The organism is Azospirillum rugosum, from assembly GCF_017876155.1.
Taxonomy (GTDB): domain Bacteria; phylum Pseudomonadota; class Alphaproteobacteria; order Azospirillales; family Azospirillaceae; genus Azospirillum; species Azospirillum rugosum.
The window spans coordinates 314,581-329,972 of record NZ_JAGINP010000003.1 but is presented as its reverse complement, the minus strand read 5'-3'; the positions used below and the strand labels follow the sequence as shown (position 1 = coordinate 329,972).

The 15,392-nt window shown below is 69.7% G+C and carries 13 protein-coding genes; 3 read left to right on the top strand and 10 right to left on the bottom strand.

The window, feature by feature from the left end:
* Positions 1-23: 23 nt before the first annotated feature.
* From J2851_RS06325 to J2851_RS06305, 5 genes are all read right to left on the bottom strand, one after another.
* Positions 24-1,628, bottom strand: coding sequence for a GNAT family N-acetyltransferase (locus J2851_RS06325; protein ID WP_209765025.1), 1,605 nt, complete (start codon positions 1,626-1,628; stop codon positions 24-26).
* 38 nt (positions 1,629-1,666) lie between these two features.
* Positions 1,667-3,853 carry a methyl-accepting chemotaxis protein gene (locus J2851_RS06320; RefSeq protein ID WP_209765023.1) on the bottom strand — a complete coding sequence of 729 codons (2,187 nt, stop codon included), beginning with the start codon at positions 3,851-3,853 and terminating at the stop codon, positions 1,667-1,669.
* Between the two features lie 66 nt (positions 3,854-3,919).
* Positions 3,920-4,927 carry a TRAP transporter substrate-binding protein DctP gene (gene dctP / locus J2851_RS06315; protein WP_209765022.1) on the bottom strand — a complete coding sequence of 336 codons (1,008 nt, stop codon included), beginning with the start codon at positions 4,925-4,927 and terminating at the stop codon, positions 3,920-3,922.
* A gap of 223 nt (positions 4,928-5,150) precedes the next feature.
* Positions 5,151-6,005, bottom strand: coding sequence for a hypothetical protein (locus J2851_RS06310; protein WP_209765020.1), 855 nt, complete (start codon positions 6,003-6,005; stop codon positions 5,151-5,153).
* 88 nt (positions 6,006-6,093) lie between these two features.
* Positions 6,094-6,450, bottom strand: coding sequence for a Lin0512 family protein (locus tag J2851_RS06305; RefSeq protein WP_209765018.1), 357 nt, complete (start codon positions 6,448-6,450; stop codon positions 6,094-6,096).
* 500 nt (positions 6,451-6,950) lie between these two features.
* On the opposite strand from J2851_RS06305, the gene J2851_RS35590 reads away from it, so the two are divergent.
* The 3 genes from J2851_RS35590 to J2851_RS06290 all read left to right on the top strand — a co-directional run bounded on the left by J2851_RS35590 (position 6,951) and on the right by J2851_RS06290 (position 8,618).
* On the top strand, positions 6,951-7,460 hold the full coding sequence (locus J2851_RS35590; RefSeq protein ID WP_246500446.1) for a septal ring lytic transglycosylase RlpA family protein: 510 nt from the start codon (positions 6,951-6,953) through the stop codon (positions 7,458-7,460).
* Positions 7,461-7,510: 50 nt separating this feature from the next.
* Positions 7,511-7,918 carry a hypothetical protein gene (locus tag J2851_RS06295; protein ID WP_209765017.1) on the top strand — a complete coding sequence of 136 codons (408 nt, stop codon included), beginning with the start codon at positions 7,511-7,513 and terminating at the stop codon, positions 7,916-7,918.
* A 121-nt stretch (positions 7,919-8,039) separates the two neighbouring features.
* Positions 8,040-8,618 (top strand): hypothetical protein, encoded by a 579-nt coding sequence (locus J2851_RS06290; protein ID WP_209765016.1) that lies wholly within the window; start codon positions 8,040-8,042, stop codon positions 8,616-8,618.
* 165 nt (positions 8,619-8,783) lie between these two features.
* Here the strand turns inward: J2851_RS06290 and J2851_RS06285 are convergent, their stop codons facing one another.
* Genes J2851_RS06285 through J2851_RS06265 form a run of 5 tightly spaced genes read right to left on the bottom strand, consistent with a single transcriptional unit; the run spans position 8,784 to position 15,320 of the window.
* The gene (locus J2851_RS06285) at positions 8,784-9,539 is read right to left on the bottom strand and encodes an SDR family NAD(P)-dependent oxidoreductase (RefSeq protein WP_209765015.1); all 756 of its coding nucleotides are present in this window, start codon (positions 9,537-9,539) and stop codon (positions 8,784-8,786) included.
* 8 nt (positions 9,540-9,547) lie between these two features.
* Positions 9,548-10,222, bottom strand: a complete 675-nt coding sequence (locus J2851_RS06280) for a LutC/YkgG family protein (RefSeq protein ID WP_209765014.1) — start codon at positions 10,220-10,222, stop codon at positions 9,548-9,550.
* Complete coding sequence (locus J2851_RS06275) at positions 10,215-11,639, bottom strand: LutB/LldF family L-lactate oxidation iron-sulfur protein (protein ID WP_209765013.1); 1,425 nt, start codon at positions 11,637-11,639, stop codon at positions 10,215-10,217. Before J2851_RS06275 ends, J2851_RS06280 begins: the two co-directional genes overlap by 8 nt.
* A complete protein-coding gene (locus tag J2851_RS06270) occupies positions 11,632-12,432 on the bottom strand; it encodes a (Fe-S)-binding protein (protein ID WP_246500445.1) in 801 nt (266 codons plus the stop codon). Before J2851_RS06270 ends, J2851_RS06275 begins: the two co-directional genes overlap by 8 nt.
* A 17-nt stretch (positions 12,433-12,449) precedes the next feature.
* Positions 12,450-15,320 carry an FAD-binding and (Fe-S)-binding domain-containing protein gene (locus J2851_RS06265; RefSeq protein WP_209765012.1) on the bottom strand — a complete coding sequence of 957 codons (2,871 nt, stop codon included), beginning with the start codon at positions 15,318-15,320 and terminating at the stop codon, positions 12,450-12,452.
* Positions 15,321-15,392: the final 72 nt, after the last annotated feature.

The window sequence follows — 15,392 nt, the reverse complement described above, 5'->3', positions numbered from 1 at the left end:
TGCGCTCCACCCAACCTACGGGGCTATGCGGTCGCCTCCGCCGCTTCCTCGATCCGTTCGCCTTTGCGGCGGCGGGCGGGGTGGCCAGGTTGGGGGAAGAACTTGCGGCGCTCCACGCGGGCGCGTTCCACCGTCTCCTTCGCCTCGACGACGTAGTCGAGCAGGCTGCGGCCGAAGTCGGAGGCCACCTGGATGTCGTCGCGGCGGACGGTGACGCCGTTCAGATATTGCAGGCGCAGCGCGTCGCAGCCGTCCACCTCGAACAGCAGGCCGGCGAAGAAGAAGCCGAAGCTCTCGAACCCCTTGCACAGCACGGCGGTCATCGGGTCGGACAGGGGAAGCTCCAGATAGACGCAGGCGTAACCGTGGCGGCACAGCTCCCGCAGTTCGTCCTGCACCCGCTTCAGCACGTCGGCGCCGAAGCGGCGCAGCGTCAGGAAGGCGCGCCCGACGTCCGGGCGGGCGGCGACGTCCAGCACGGCGACCTGGTCCTGGAGGGAGCGCAGCGACAGCTCCGCCGCGGGGGGCTGCACCGACCGGTTCATGCCGCCGCGCCGGACGATGGCCTCCATGATCGCCTGGTGTCGTTCCGGAGCGTAAATGACCCGCGCGGGCTCGTCGTTGGTGCGCAGGTAGAACAAAACGGCGGAGCGGCGGTCAGGCGCCTGCCCGTCGCTGATCTTGCGGAAGACCTGGGTCGCCGGGGTGAAGCCCAGCAGGAAGCCGGTCTCAAACCCGCCCAGCGCCAGGTTGCCCTTCTGGGTGAAGGTGTGGACGGCCACCGCCTCGCTGTACAGGCCGAACATGGCGTGCTGCCGGGCCAGCTCGCCCATGCCCTCCTTCATCCGCTCGAACAGGCGGCGGCCGCGGTAGCGCGGATCGACGGCGGCCATGGCCGTCTCGCCGGTGGTGCTGTCCGGCCCGTGGCGCAGCATGGCGAGATGGCCGACCACCTCCCCGCCCTCGTTGACGGCGACGTAGGAGACGAGGCGCCCGCTGGCCAGCATCTCGACGATCCGTTCCGGGTAGTAAACGAACTCCGACCCGTAGGTGTAGCCGTAGGACCGGTACATCAGCCGCGACAGGGACGGCGCGTCGGCCGGTTCCAGAAGGCGCAGCTCGACCTCGTCCTCCGCGCGGGGCGGTTCGCCGCCGGCGCAGCAGCCTTCCGCGTCCGCGGCCAGCGGCTCCGCCGCCGGGGCGCGGAGCGTGCGCGCCACCTCCAGCCGCTTGCCGCCGCGGCCCAGGTTGCGGAACTCCACGGCGTGGGCGAGGTCGCTCGGCAGGAAGGTGCTGATCCCGCCGGCCGGCAGGCCCTTGTCCTCGATGGCGAAGACGATCTGGCCGGCGCGGTGCAGAAGCTCCGCCGTGTATTCGCCCTCCTCGCCCGGATCGAAGGCGGTGCGGACGACGTGCAGCGCCACCTCCCGCACCAGCTCGCCGAGCGGGGCCAGCTCGTCAGGCGAGTCCACCCAGGGGCGGGCGGCGTCCGCCATGAAGGTTTGCAGCGCCGGCACGACGTCGGCGCTGGCCGGGACGGTCACGCGAACCAGCAGGCGGCCGTCGGTCGGACCGCTCCCGTTCGGATCCAGGGGGGCCGGGGTCTGGGTCTTGTTGGTCGCGGACACGGGTGCGGGCTCCTTTGGCGGGGCAGCTGGCAGGGGCGTCAGGCCGAGCGGATGTTCTGGATGAAGCGGACGACCTCCGTGCGCAGGTGGTCGGCCTCCCCATGCAGGCGGGTGGCGGTGTCCAGCGCGGTGTGGGCGATGTCGCCCGTCTCCGTGGCCGCCTGCGACACGTCGTCGATGGTGCGCGACACCGACTGGGTGCCGTCCGCCGCCTCCTGCGCGTGGCGGGCGATGTCCTCGGTGGCGGCGTGCTGCTGCTGAACGGCGACGGCGATGGTCGCGGTGATTTCGCTCATCCGGCCAATGGTGCCGGCGATGCCGCGGATGGAGGCGACGCAGCGCTCCGTCACCGTCTGCATCTGATCGACCTGGCTCTGGATGTCCTCCGTCGCCTTGGCGGTCTGGTTGGCGAGCGCCTTCACCTCGTTGGCGACCACCGCGAAGCCCTTGCCGGCCTCGCCGGCGCGGGCCGCCTCGATGGTGGCGTTCAGGGCCAGCAGGTTGGTCTGGCTGGCGATGGAGTTGATCAGCTCCACCACCTGGTCGATCCGGCCGGCCGCCTCGGTCAGGCCGGAGATGGATTCGTTGGTGGCGTCCGCCTCGCGTACGGCGGTGCCGGCGATCTGCGAGGATTCGGCGATGTGGCGGCTGATCTCCTCGATGGAGGCGGCCATCTCCTCCGCGGCGGAGGCGACCGACGACACCCGGTCGGAGGCGGAGGTGGAGGCCCCGGCGACGCTGACGGTCTGGCGCTTGGTCTGCTCGGCGTTGGCCGACAGGGCCTGCGCGTCGTGCCGCATGCGCGCGGTGGCGGCCAGCACCGATTCAATGACGGAGTTGACGCTGGATTCGAGCTGGTTGGCGAGGTCCTGCCGGGCCTGCCGCTTGCTTTCCTCCGCGCGGCGGCTGGCGGCCTCCTGCTCGTGCTTCAGGCGCTCCACCTCCTGGGCGTTGGCGCGGAAGACCTCCAGCGTGCGGGCCATGGCGCCGATCTCGTCGTGGCGGCCCAGCGCCGGGATGCGCAGGTCGAGCCGCCCGCCGGCCAGCTCCTCCATCGCGCCGCGCAGCCGGTCGAACAGCCGGATGTTGCGGTTGACCAGGAACAGGCCGGACAGCAGCCCCAGGCCCAGGGCGCCCGCCACCAGCGCGCCGATCACCGTCAGGCCGGTGGAGATGGCCCCGTCCACCTGGCCCGCGGCGACGGCGGCGTTCTCCTCGTTGGCGGCGGCCAGCGCGCCGGCCTGCTCGCTGAGCTTTCCGACCAGCACGAACAGGCTTTCCTGCGCGGCCGTCGCGGCGGCGATGGAGGCGATCTCGGCCGAGCGCAGGGCGAAGATGCCCTCCGGCCCGCGGCCGAAGGCGACGACGGCCTGGGCCATCTGGCGCGGGGTCTCGTCGGACAGGATGTTGGCCAGGAAGTCGCCGGAGAACTCCACGCGCTTGGCCGCCGCGGCGAACTGCTTCTCCTGCTCCGCGACCTGGGCGGCGTCGGCCGCCGCGTCGGCCTTGCCCAGAAGGGTGACGGCCAGGTTCACGTCGCTGATGATGTCCGACAGCGCCTGGCGGACCGGCAGATCCTTCGACACCAGCGTCAGCACCAGCATGGACAGGCCGCTGGCATCGCTGGGCAGATCCATGGTGACGCCCTGGATGCTGAGCGTCAGGTTGCGCACCATCGGCTGGAAGCGGCCGAGGAAGGCGGCGTGGGCGGCGCCCAGCGCCTTCATCTGGCCGCTGCGGCGGGCGCTGGCGGCGAGGCGCCGCCGCACCTCCCCGTCCAGGCGGCCCACGGCGCCGTCGGCGTCCTTCAGCATGCCCGCCATGCGGTCCCCCACCACGCCGTCGGCGCTCAGCACCGACAGCTTGGCGAGCCCGCTCTTCAGGCCGGCGCTGCGGCGGGCGAAGAGGTCCGCCGCGGCGCCGCGGGCCCGGTCGTCGGCCGCCACCGCCAGCGACCGCGCGGCGTCCTCCAGCCCGCCGCTGGCGTCGGCGAGCTTCAGGGCGCCGACCGCCAGGGGGAAGTCGCGCTCGTGCACCTGGCTGAACAGCGCGGCGATGCGCAGCTGGGTCAGCCCGGCGCCGCCGCCGATGGCGGCCACGGCGAGGAACATGGCCGCGAAGGCGCCGATCAGCTTGGCCTTGAGGCTGAGGCCCGTCAGGGATTGGCCGGTCGGGGATTGGCCAGTCGGGGATTGGCCAGTCGGGGATTGGGGGGCGGTGTCCATGGCGCGTGATCCCTCGGTGAATGCGGCTGGCGTGCGCGTGCGCGGGGGGCTGTCGGGTTTTCCGGGTCAGGGCTTCTCGCTGGCGGCGATGGCCTTGCGGGCGGCGTCCAGCAGGCCCTTGCCGTCCTGCCCCTGGTCCGCCATGCCGGCGACCCAGTCGGCGTAGACCTCCTCCAGCTCCTCGCGGATATCGGCCATCTGGGCGGGGTCGAAGCGGAGCACGGCGTGGCGGCCGTCGGCGGCGAGCTTGCGCTTCACCTCCTCCTCGGCCTGGTCGCGCTCCTCGGCGATGGCGAGGGAGACGGCCTTGCCGAGATGCTTGTCGATGGCCGCGCGCACCGGCTCCGGCAGGGCGTCGAAGGTGGCGCGCTTCATCGCCAGCATCACGACCGGGCCGGAAAAGGGAATGTCCAGCAGGTTCTTCAGCTGGCCCATCAGCGGCTGCCCGTCCGCCCCCGCCGTGGTGGTGGAGGAGTACCAGCCGTAGGAGATGCCGTCGATCAGCCCGTCCTTCAGGCCGGTGCCCATGAAGTTCAGCGGCAGGGCCACCGGCACCATGCCCAGCTTCGCCATGGCGCGGCCGACCGTCTTGCTGGGGTTGCGCACGCGCAGGCCCCGGAGATCCCGCGGGGAGCCCAGCGGGCGCGAGGCGGTGAAGATGCCGTAGGCGGGCAGCGCCCACAGCCCGACCACCTTCAGCCCCTGATAGTCGCGGTCGAGCTTGCCCGATTCATAAAGCTCCCACAGCGCCCTGGTCCCGCCGACCGCGGTGCGGCGGACCAGCGGCAGCTCCATCACCGAACTGGCGGGAAAGCGGGCTGGGCTGTAGCCCTGGACGGTGTAGGCGATCTCGATGTCGCCGTTGTCGACCAGCTTCAGCAGCTCCGTCGGCTTGCCGAACTCCCCGGCGGTGCGGATGTCGATGGCGACGGCGCCGGCCCCGGACTCGGCCGTCTCCGCCTCGATCCGGCGGCAGGCGTCCACCAGCATCCGGTAGGTGGAGGTGGTCGGCGAGAAGACCGTGCCGAAGCGGAGCGTGCTTTGCGCCGACGCCGGGAAAGTCTGCGCGAGCAAGACGACGGCAGCACATACCAGAGTACTCAATATGCATACCGTAGTATTCGCGATCTTGGACACGGACTTCATGGCGTTCTCCGCTGCGCATCCTTTCAGGATGTATGACACAGCAGAAGTTCGCGCGCCACCGGCAATATTGTTGCTTAAAACGTGAAGTGTTCAGGGTGCGACATGATGTCTCTTGTCGCTATTTGTTATCTTGAAAGACGGCATCCCAAGGTCAGAAGGCGCCCAGGCTCGTCGACGAGATGGTGCGCCAATTCGGGTCGGCCTGGGCCAGCATGGACCGGATGTGGTCGATGTGCACCTGACCGTACAGGATCAGGATGTTGCGGCCGGGCTCATCCCGGATCGCCTTCACGACCTTGTCCTCGCGCAGGGTGGTCAGGGCCGGCGGCAGCATGTCCCGCACCATGGTGCCCGACGCGGTGGTGGCGAGCATGATCCGCACGCCCGCCTGCACCCGCCGCTGCGCCCAGCCGGGCAGGGCGGCGAACTGCTGCCGGACCTGGGCGAGGTCGACGGCGTCCTCCTCCCCGCCATCACCGGTGCCGTCAGCGTCGCCTTTGCCGCCCGCGGGCTCCTCCGGGGGCAGGGCGGCCAGCAGCTGGGACAGGGTGACGTCCACGTTGCGCACGTCCGGCCCCGGCGGGCCGAGCAGGGCGCGGTTGTCCTGCAGGACCAGCCCGTTGCCGATGATGCCGGCCATCATTTCATAGGGATGCTGCTTGCTGTCCGGGTTCCAGTTGGCGCCGAGCCGGCGCAGCACGTCCGCGACTCCGGCTGGGGAGCTGCCCTCGTCCGGCCGCACCTCCTCGTAGAAGACCAGCCAGCCCTCGCGGCGCCGCTGTGCGATATGGGCGGCGATCTCCCGGTAGAAGTCCGGCTTGGCGACATGGACCATGCCCTGCATCTCCACCTGCCTCTTCCCGTCGCTGACGACGAGGCGGGAAAGCTGGAGCGGCACATGGTCAGCGATCACCGGCAGGGCGGCGACGACCCCGGCCGTAACGACGACGAGCCCGCCGGCCAGGATGCCGACGGCGATGAGAAAGGATCGGAGGGCGCGCTTCATGGCCGGGACGCTGGCACGAAACGGGAGCAGCCGGCAACCTTGGCCGAGGAGGGAGCCCAAAGGAGCGTAGTCGCGCGGTCGCGGGGAGTCAGAGCCCCACCTCGACCGCGGCGTTGACGATGTAGATCATCTCGTTGCGGTCGTTCTTGTCGGCCAGGAAGATGCCGCTGGGCGCCAGCATGCCACCCGGCATGACCTCGATGGTCACGTCGCCGTAGGGGAACACCGCGCGGACCGCCTCCCGGTCCAGCGACTCGGCATCGGCGGGGACGGCGAGGCGGACGTGCACGCGCATCTTGCTGGTGTCGCCGTCCACCAGCGTGCGCATGCCGGGCATGGAGTTGCGCTCGATGGCGTTGCGCACCGCGCGGACCGCCGCCTTGGTGACGTCCTGCCCATGCAGGTCCACCCCCATCCCCAGCTCGACGAACATCACCTGCTTCATGGTTCCCTTGCCCTTCCGGCCGCGGCCGCGTTTCTGTCTGCCGGGTCATATGTGGAGTGGGGAAGGGGTCTTCACCGTCCGGAGAGAGGCTTTTTCAAAAGGCGGAAAGCCGAATTGCCCGACCGCCGCCACTGCGCCGATGGGGCCGCGCCAACATGGGCTGAGCTGTGCCGGCACGGCGGTGGCGGTCTCTTTTTCAGAACGCCTATTCGGCTCTCAAGTAAAACTCAGAACAACTCACCTATAAGTGAAGAAAAAGTGTTGCTTATTCATTAAGGCACAATCCTGTCACAGGCGAACAAGCGATTCGCCGGTTGACACCTTGCGTCGAATCCGTAACCGTTGCGCCAGAACAACAACGGAGGAGAAAAAGAGTGCGCCATGGGTGCATCGCTCTCGCATTTTGCGCTGTGACCGCCAGCGCATGTTCTTCAAGCGCCGAGATTGCCAAAGTCCGTTCTTTCGAACCGGCGCAGCCGGAATTGAATGCTTCATCGGAATTGACTGTTTCGAAAGCCGAACCGGTTCTCGTCCATAAGGGTAAGGCGTCCTATTACGCCGACTTTTTCGACGGACGGCGTACCGCTTCCGGAGAGCGATTCAGCCAGCGCAAGCTGACCGCCGCGTCGCGCACGCTGCCGCTGGGCAGCCGGGTCCTGGTCACCAACGCCGACAACGGCCGCAGCGTCGAGGTCGTCATCAACGACCGCGGTCCCTACGTCAAAGGGCGCGTGATCGACCTGTCGAAGATGGCCGCCCGCGAACTGGACATGATCGAGGAGGGCGTGGTCAACGTCCGCGTGGAGGCCCGGACGGACTCGAAGCCGGTGTTCCCGCGCAACCGCCGCCCGCGCGAGGAGGCGCCGGCGCCGATGGTCGCGGAGCTTCCGCCGCTTCCCGGGGCCGAAGAGGCTGGGGATGGTGTGCCGGCCCTGCCGGTCGCCGCCGATTTCCCCATCGAATTTCCGGAGCTGGGCGCGTCGGAGGACCGGATGGCCGAGGCGCAGTAGCGCCGGCATCCGCCCCGCCTCTCCGCACAGCGTCCCACAACAGGTGAACCATGCTGAAACTCGTGATTCGCGACGCCGACCACGCGGCCGGCCTGTATCTGGCGCGGGTCGGCGCCGTGCGCGACCTGCTGGCCGAACTGCGGGCGCTGAAGGACACGCCGGCGGCCTCCCTGTTCCTGGAGGCGCTGGCTCAGCGCTGCCTTGCGCGCGGCTGGGACTTCACGCCGGCCGATCCGCTGGTGCGCGGCTGCGCGTCGCGGCGGCACATCGTGGAGGTCCACCTGGATCCCGGCTCCCCCGGCACGCCCTTCGTGGCCTTCTACGAGCCGGGCGAGGACGGCATCCCCTGCCGCCGCCTGCACGACACGCTGGAAGGCCTGTCCAGCCGCCTGCGCCTGCCGGACATCCACGCGCCCAGGGCGTGGCCGGTGGGGGATGGCCGCAGCCTCGCGGCGTGACCCGGCGTCTCCGGAACGGTGACGCGGGGTCGCAGAGCGCACGCATCCCGCGGTATGACTTGCCTCTTCGCTTCTGATCCGCGAATATCCCGCCCACAGTTCGATCTATGGGAGAGGGCGGATGCATCACCCGGAAGCGCTTGAGCCCATCGTCGCGTTCGTGCGCGGCCTCGGCATGGGCGTCGAGTATGGCGAGGGCGCGCGCGACGGCTTCCTGCCGGGCATCAACATCCACGCCGGCGTGATCCACATCGACCCCGACACTCTGCTGGCGCCGGGCGACATCCTGCACGAGGCGGGTCACATCATCGTCGTGCCACGGCGCTATTGGCCGCGGCTCGGGCGCGACCTGCAGGCGGACATCGAGGGACTCGTCGCGGAACAGAGCGGCGAGGGCCAGACCCCGGACCCGCTGCTCGTCCGCGCGGTCCAGCAGGGGGAGCAGATGGCCACGGCCTGGTCCTACGCGGTGGTCCATCACTTGGGGCTGCCACAGGAATGCCTGTTCTTCCCCGGCTCCTACCGGGTCGGCCCGTACGAGGGGGTGCATCCCTTCCAGGCCTGGATCGAGCAGGGCAGCCATTTCGGCCCCCTGTGCCTGGCCCAGGCCGACATGACCGGCTATTCCGGCCTGTTCGCCTACATGGGCAACAACGGCCTGCCGCCCTTCCCGCACATGACCCGCTGGACGGTGGATTGAGCGGGGGGCTTTTGTAGGGCTTTTATAGGTGGGGTGGGTGGTCGCGTTGGGCCCCCACCCTAACCCTCCCCCACTTCGCGGGGGAGGGGACTGCTCCTCCCCCCGTCGAAGATGGGGGGAGGCTGGGAGGGGGGCCCAGCGCAGCCACCCACCAACACTCCAACCTCAATACGGCAGCCGCTCGCCGTTCCAGGCGAAGAGGCCGCCGCTGTCGGCGGGGGTCAGGCCGTTGAGGACCGTCAGCAGATGCGCGGCGGAGATCTCGGGCGGGAACAGCTTGCCGTCGGCGACGCCGGCCTGGAAGGGTTTGGACAGGCCCGTGTCCACCGTGCCGGGATGCAGCGCCACGCACAGCGCGTCGGGGCGGGTGCGGGCCAGTTCGATGGACGCCGTGCGGATGATCTGGTTCAGCGCGGCCTTGGCGGCGCGGTAGCCGTACCAGCCGCCGAGCCGGTTGTCCCCGATGCTGCCGACCTTGGCGGAGATGGCCGCGAAGACCGACCGGCCGCGGCGCGGCAGGCGGGCCAGGAAATGCTTGGCGACCAGCGCCGGGCCGATGGCGTTCACCTGGAACAGCGTGGCCATGGCTTGTGGATCAAGCGACCGCCAGCTCTTCTCCGGCTGGACGCCGTCGCCGTGCAGGAGGCCGGTGGCGACGAACACGAGGTCCACGGAGCCCGCGGCCTCCGCCGCCCGCGCGATGCTGTCCTCGTCGGTTACATCCAGGATGCCGGGGCGAAGCTTCGGGCCCAGGGCGGAGGCAGGGTCGAGCGGCCGGCGGGCGAAGGCCAGCACCTCCGCCACGCCCGGGTCGGCGAGCAACAGCCGGGTGACGGCGGAGCCGATGCCGCCGCCGGCCCCGATCACGACGGCGCGGACGGGATGGTCGAAGCCCGTCAGTCCCGCGAAACCGCTTTCCATGCGCCTCCCTACCGGATGACCACGACCACCAGCCGCTTCGGGCCGTGCACGCCGTAGGCGAGCGTCTGCTCGATGTCGGCGGTTTTCGACGGGCCGGAGATCAGCAAGGCGTTGGTCGGCATGCCGTCGGCCCAGCGGTTCTCGGTCATCGCCTGCCAGAAGGTGTCGTACAGCTGGTCGGCGCGCAGCAGCGCCAGGTGCATGTGCGGCACCAGCGACATCAGCCGCGGCTCCTCCGGCGTCGGCCAGACGATCAGGCTGCCGGTGTCGGCGATGGCGCCCAGCGTCGTGGTGATGCCGGCGTCGATGCCGTCGAACAGCCGTTCCTTGAAGGTCTCCACCGGGCCGTCGTAGGGCACCAGCTCCGGACCACCTTCCGTCCAGGAGGCGGCAAGCCGTTGCCCGGCCTCCGTCGCGGTGCCGTACAGCAGCGTTCGGGTACCCTGCGCCTTCAGGAAGTCCTGCACAGCGGTGGGCCAGTCGGCCTCCGTCGTCTCCAGGAACTCCGTGTGGACCGCCTCCATCATGGTCTTGATGCGGTCCAGGCGCTCGGACGGGGCCCAGCGCTTGTCGCGCAGGACCGTGAAGTCGGACTCCGGCGGGGTCAGCGGGTGCGCGTCGCGGCCGGCGCGCAGCTTGCCCAGGATGGCGTTCCGGGAGTCGGTGGGACGGGCCTCAGACATCGGGGATCCCCTTCTCGCGGGCGAGGTCGTGGAGCGTGCGGGAGGCGAAGCGCGGCTTGGCCCGCACGTTCGTCCACTCCTTCAACAGCGGCAGCGAGGTTGGGGCCGCGTTGCCCAGCTTCGCCAGCAGCCCCGTCGCGAAACGGTAGGCGAGCGGGGAGGCGTAGGTCATCGACCATCCCTTCCACACCATCGCCTCCGCCTTGCTGGCGCGGGAGCCTGCACCCTTCACGCTGTCGCCGGGGTGGACGGCCTCCGCGCGCAGGCGGCCCATGATCTCCACGATGGGGATCTTCACCGGGCAGATCTCGACGCAGGCGTTGCACATGGTGCAGGCGTGCGGCAGCTCGCCCCGCTTGGCCAGCCCCTCCATCTGCGGCACCAGGATCGAGCCGATCGGGCCGGGGTAGGGCGCCTCGTAGGCGTGGCCGCCGACCTTGGTGTAGACCGGGCAGTGGTTCATGCAGGCGCCGCAGCGGATGCAGCGCAGCGTGTTGCGCAGCTCCTCGTCGGCGTAGATGCTGGACCGGCCGTTGTCGAGGATCACCAAGTGGATCTCGCGCGGGCCGTCCTTCTCCCCCTCCTTGCGGGGGCTGGAGATCATGTTGACGTAGGTGGTGATCGGCTGGGCGGTGGCGGAGCGGGTCAGCAGGCTGATGACCGGCGGCACGTCCTCCAGCTTCTCCACGACCTTTTCCAGGCCCATGACGGCGATGTGGACGGGCGGCACGGTGGTGCTCATGCGCCCGTTGCCCTCGTTCTCGACGAGGCAGAGCGTGCCGGTCTCCGCCACCGCCATGTTGACGCCGGAGATGCCGACGTCGGCGGTCGCGAACTTCTTGCGCAGGACGCGGCGGGCGAGGTCGGTCAGCTGGGCGACGTCCTCCGTATACTCCGCCTCCTTGATCTTCTGCTTGAAAAGGTGGGCGATCTGCTTGGTGTTCATGTGGATCGCCGGCATGATGATGTGCGAGGGCATCGCCTCATCAAGCTGCACGATGTATTCGCCGAGGTCGCTTTCCAGGCTTTCGATGCCGTGCTGTTCCAGGAAAGCGTTGAGGTGCATCTCCTCCGACACCATCGACTTGCCCTTGACCACCAGCTTCGCGTTCACGCGCTGCATGATGGACAGGACGATGGCGTTGGCCTCGTCGGTGGTGGAGGCCCAGTGGACCTGGATGCCGTTGCGGGTGCAGTTGGCTTCCAGCTTTTCCAACAGCTCCGGCAGCTTGGACAAGGCGCGCAGGCGGACCGAGGCGCCGAGCGCGCGGACCGCGTTCCACTCCTTGGAATCGGCGAACTGCACGGCGCGCTTGGACATCAGCCCGTCCATGGCGCGGCGGAAGTTGGCGCGCAGCTGCGGGTCCTGGAGCGCTGTCGTGGACGCCTTGGCGAAGTTCACACTCGTCTCACCCATGGGTGCGCTCCTTCAGGAACTGGGCGATGTGGACGCCGCGGACCGGCTTCTTTCCGCCTTCCAGCGCGCCGGAGATGTTCATCAGGCAGCCGCAGTCGCCGGACACCACGGCCTTGGCCCCGGTGTTCTCGATGTCCGCGACCTTGTCGCCGACCATGGCGGCGGAGATCTCCGGGTGGCGGACGGAGAAGGTGCCGCCGAAGCCGCAGCATTCACGTTCGCGCTGAAGCTCGACCAGTTCGACGTTGGCGAGCTGGCGCAGCAGGGCCTTGGGTTCCTCCACCACGCCCATCTCGCGCTGCGCGTGGCAGGAGGCGTGCCAGGTGATCTTCACCGGCGGACCCTGGTCCTCGAACTTGACGTTCAGGACCTGGACGAGGAACTGGGTCAGCTCCCAGACGCGCGACGCCACCTGTTTGGCGCGGGCCTCGTCGGGCTCGCCCTTGAACAGGTCGGGCCAGTGCTTCTTCATCATGCCGGCGCAGGAGCCCGACGGCACGACGATGGGCCAGTCGCCGGGGAAATAGTCCAGCTGCGCGCGTGCGACCTTCAGCGCCTCCTCCCGGTAGCCGGAGTTGTAGGCGGGCTGGCCGCAGCAGCTCTGCCCCTGCGGGAAGACCACGCGCAGGCCCTGCGCCTTCAGCAGGTCGATGCCGGCCATGCCGGCCTCGGGGTAGAACAGGTCCACCAGGCAGGTGCCGAAATAGTAGACGCTGTCGGGGCGGCTGCCCGAAAACGAGACGCCTGAAAACGGGACGCCTGAAAACGGGACGGTGGTGCCGTCGGTGCTCATCTTTCCTCCCATCCCGCTTAGAACGCGGGTTCCGACACGCGCTTGGTGGCCGGGGCCGAAGCCTTCGGCGTCGAGCGGGCGTCGACCAGATACACGATGGAACGGTACGGCATGCCGGAGTGGTCGGACAACCCGATCTCGCAGGTCCGGCTGGTCGAATAACCGGACTTGGCGTCGGCCGGGATGTCCTTGGTCAGGTGCCGCAGGGCGTGGGCGTTCAGCTCCGGCCGGGTGAAGCCCTTGTCGCCGGCGAAGCCGCAGCAGCCGACATCCTCCGGCACCACCACGCGTTCGGCGCAGGCGGCGGCGACCGCCTTCAGCTTGCCGTCCAGCCCCATGCGGCGGGTGGAGCAGGTCAGGTGCAGGACCACCGGCTCCTCCTGCTTGGTGAAGACCAGCCGGTCGAGCAGCTGGTCGTGGATGAACTCCACCAGATCCAACACCTGGAGGCCGGCGTCGGTCAGGTGTTTCTTCAGGCGAAAGGCGCAGGGGCTGGTGTCGATGACCACCGGCGCCGTGCCGTTGCCGCTGGCCGCCCGGATGGCGCGGACCATCTCCTCCGCCTTCGCGTCGGCTTGGGCTGCGAGGCCCTTGCTCTCCAGCGGCATGCCGCAGCAGAGCGCCGAGAGGTTATCCGGATAGGCCACGCGGAAGCCGGCCTTGCGGAACAGCCCCTCCACCTTCACCGGCAGGGGGGTGGTCTCCGGATCGTCGGCGGCGGGGCCCATGGTCCGGCTGACGCAGCTCGGCACATAGACGACCGTGGGGGCGTCCGCCGGAGCGGCGGCGGGCAGCGGCGTGAAGCTGGCGGCGGTGGGCAGGGCGCGCGGCAGGTGCGGCAGACGCTCGCCGGTCAGGCTGTGCAGGCCCTCGAACAGCTTGTCGGCCGTGTCGTTGCCCAGCGTCCGCTTGGCGAGGTCGGCCAGACGCAGGCCGGTGCGGGCGACAGACAGCGCGCCGGCGGTGTGGTTTGCGATGAAGCTGCCCACGCCCTGGGCCACGGCGCCGTGCCGGTCGCCGCGGATCGCCTTGATCAGCAGCCCCGTCTCGATCCCCACCGGGCAGGCGGTGGAGCACAGGCCGCAGGCCGCGCAGGTGTCGATGCCCTGGTAGTCGTAGGCATCGTGCAGGGCGCCGAGACGCTCCGCGTCGGCACCCGTCGCCTCAAGCCGGGCGATCTCGCGCCAGCCGACGATGCGCTGGCGGGGGGACAGGGTCAGCTTGTGCGACGGGCAGGTCGGCTCGCAGAAGCCGCACTCGATGCAGGTGTCGACCAGCCGGTGCGCGGCGGGCATCGCCTTCAGGTTCTTGAGGTGCGCCTCCGGGTCGTCGTTCAGGATGACGCCGGGGTTCAGCAGCCCTTCCGGATCCAGGAGCGCCTTGATCTCCTTCATCAGGCCGTAGGCCTGGCTGCCCCATTCCATCTCCACGAAGGGGGCCATGTTGCGGCCGGTGCCGTGCTCCGCCTTCAGGGAGCCGTCGTACTTGCGCACCACCTGGTCGCAGACCGCGTCCATGAAGCGGCGGTAGCGGTCCACCTCCTCGTCGGTGTCGAAGGCCTGGGTGAAGACGAAGTGCAGGTTCCCTTCCAGCGCGTGGCCGAAGATGATGGCCTCGGTGTAGCCGAATTTCAGGAACATGGCCTGAAGCTCCACCGTCGCCTCGGCCAGCCGGTCGAGCGGGTAGGCCACGTCCTCGATGATGACGGTGGTGCCGGCCTTGCGCATGGCGCCGACCGCCGGGAACAGGCCCTTGCGGATCTTCCAGTAGCTCTCGCCGGCCTTGGCGTCGGTGGTGAAGGCCACGTCGAACAGGGTGCGGGTCTGGGCCAGCACGTTGGTGACGGCGGCGATGTTCGCCTGGAGCGCCGCCGCGTCCTCGCCGCGGATCTCCACCAGCAGGGCGGAGGCGTCCGGCCCCAGCCCGCCGATGAAGTCCGGCATGCCGGGCTTGCCGTCCACGGAGCGAAGCGAGGCGCGGTCCATCAGCTCCACCGCCGACACGGGCGTCGGCTTCATCAGCGCGACGGCGCGGCAGGCCTCCCCGATGTCCGGGTAGATCAGCAGGGCGTTGGCCTTGTGGGCGTGCTCCGGCACCGTGTTGTAGGTGATCTCGGACATGAAGCCGAGCGTGCCTTCCGACCCGATCAGCAGGTGCTGGAGGATGTCGACGGGGTCTTCATAGTCGACCAGCGCGTTCAGGCTGTAGCCGGTGGTGTTCTTGATGCGGAACTTGTTGCGGATGCGCTCCGCCAGCTTTTCATCGGCGCGGGTGCGCAATGCCAGGTCGGACAGGCCGGCGAGCAGGGCGCCGTGGCTGACGGCAAAGGCCTTGCGGCTGTCCGGCGAGCCGGTGTCCAGCAGCGTGCCGTCGGCGAGGACGAGCCGCATGGAGGCCAGCGTGCGGTAGCTGTTCTGCGCCGTGCCGCAGCACATGCCGCTGGCGTTGTTGGCGGCGATGCCGCCGATTTTGGCCGTGGCGATGGAGGCCGGGTCCGGCCCGATCTTGCGCCCGAAGGGGGCGAGCTTGCGGTTCGCCTCCGCCCCGATCACGCCGGGCTGGAGCGTCACGGTGGCCGCCCCCGGCGGGATGGTGCAGCCGCGCCAGCCGTCGCCGAGCAGCACCAGCACGGAGTCCGTCACCGCCTGCCCCGACAGGCTGGTGCCCGCCGCGCGGAAGGTGACCGGGGTCTTCAGCGTTCGGCAGGCGTGCAGCAGGCGCACCACCTCGTCCTCCGCCTCCACCACCGCGACGATCTTCGGGATCAGGCGGTAGAAGCTGCCGTCGGTGCCGTAGGCCAGCGTGCGCAGCGGGTCGGTGATCAGGCGCTCGGCCGGCATGAACTCCCGGAGGGCCGCGTGGAGACGGTCGTAGGGCGCGGGCAGCATGATTCTCGGGGCCTCCGGGGGCTGGGACCGGTCGGCGACTCCTCCGCTCGCCGGTCGGGTTGCTCGGGTCCG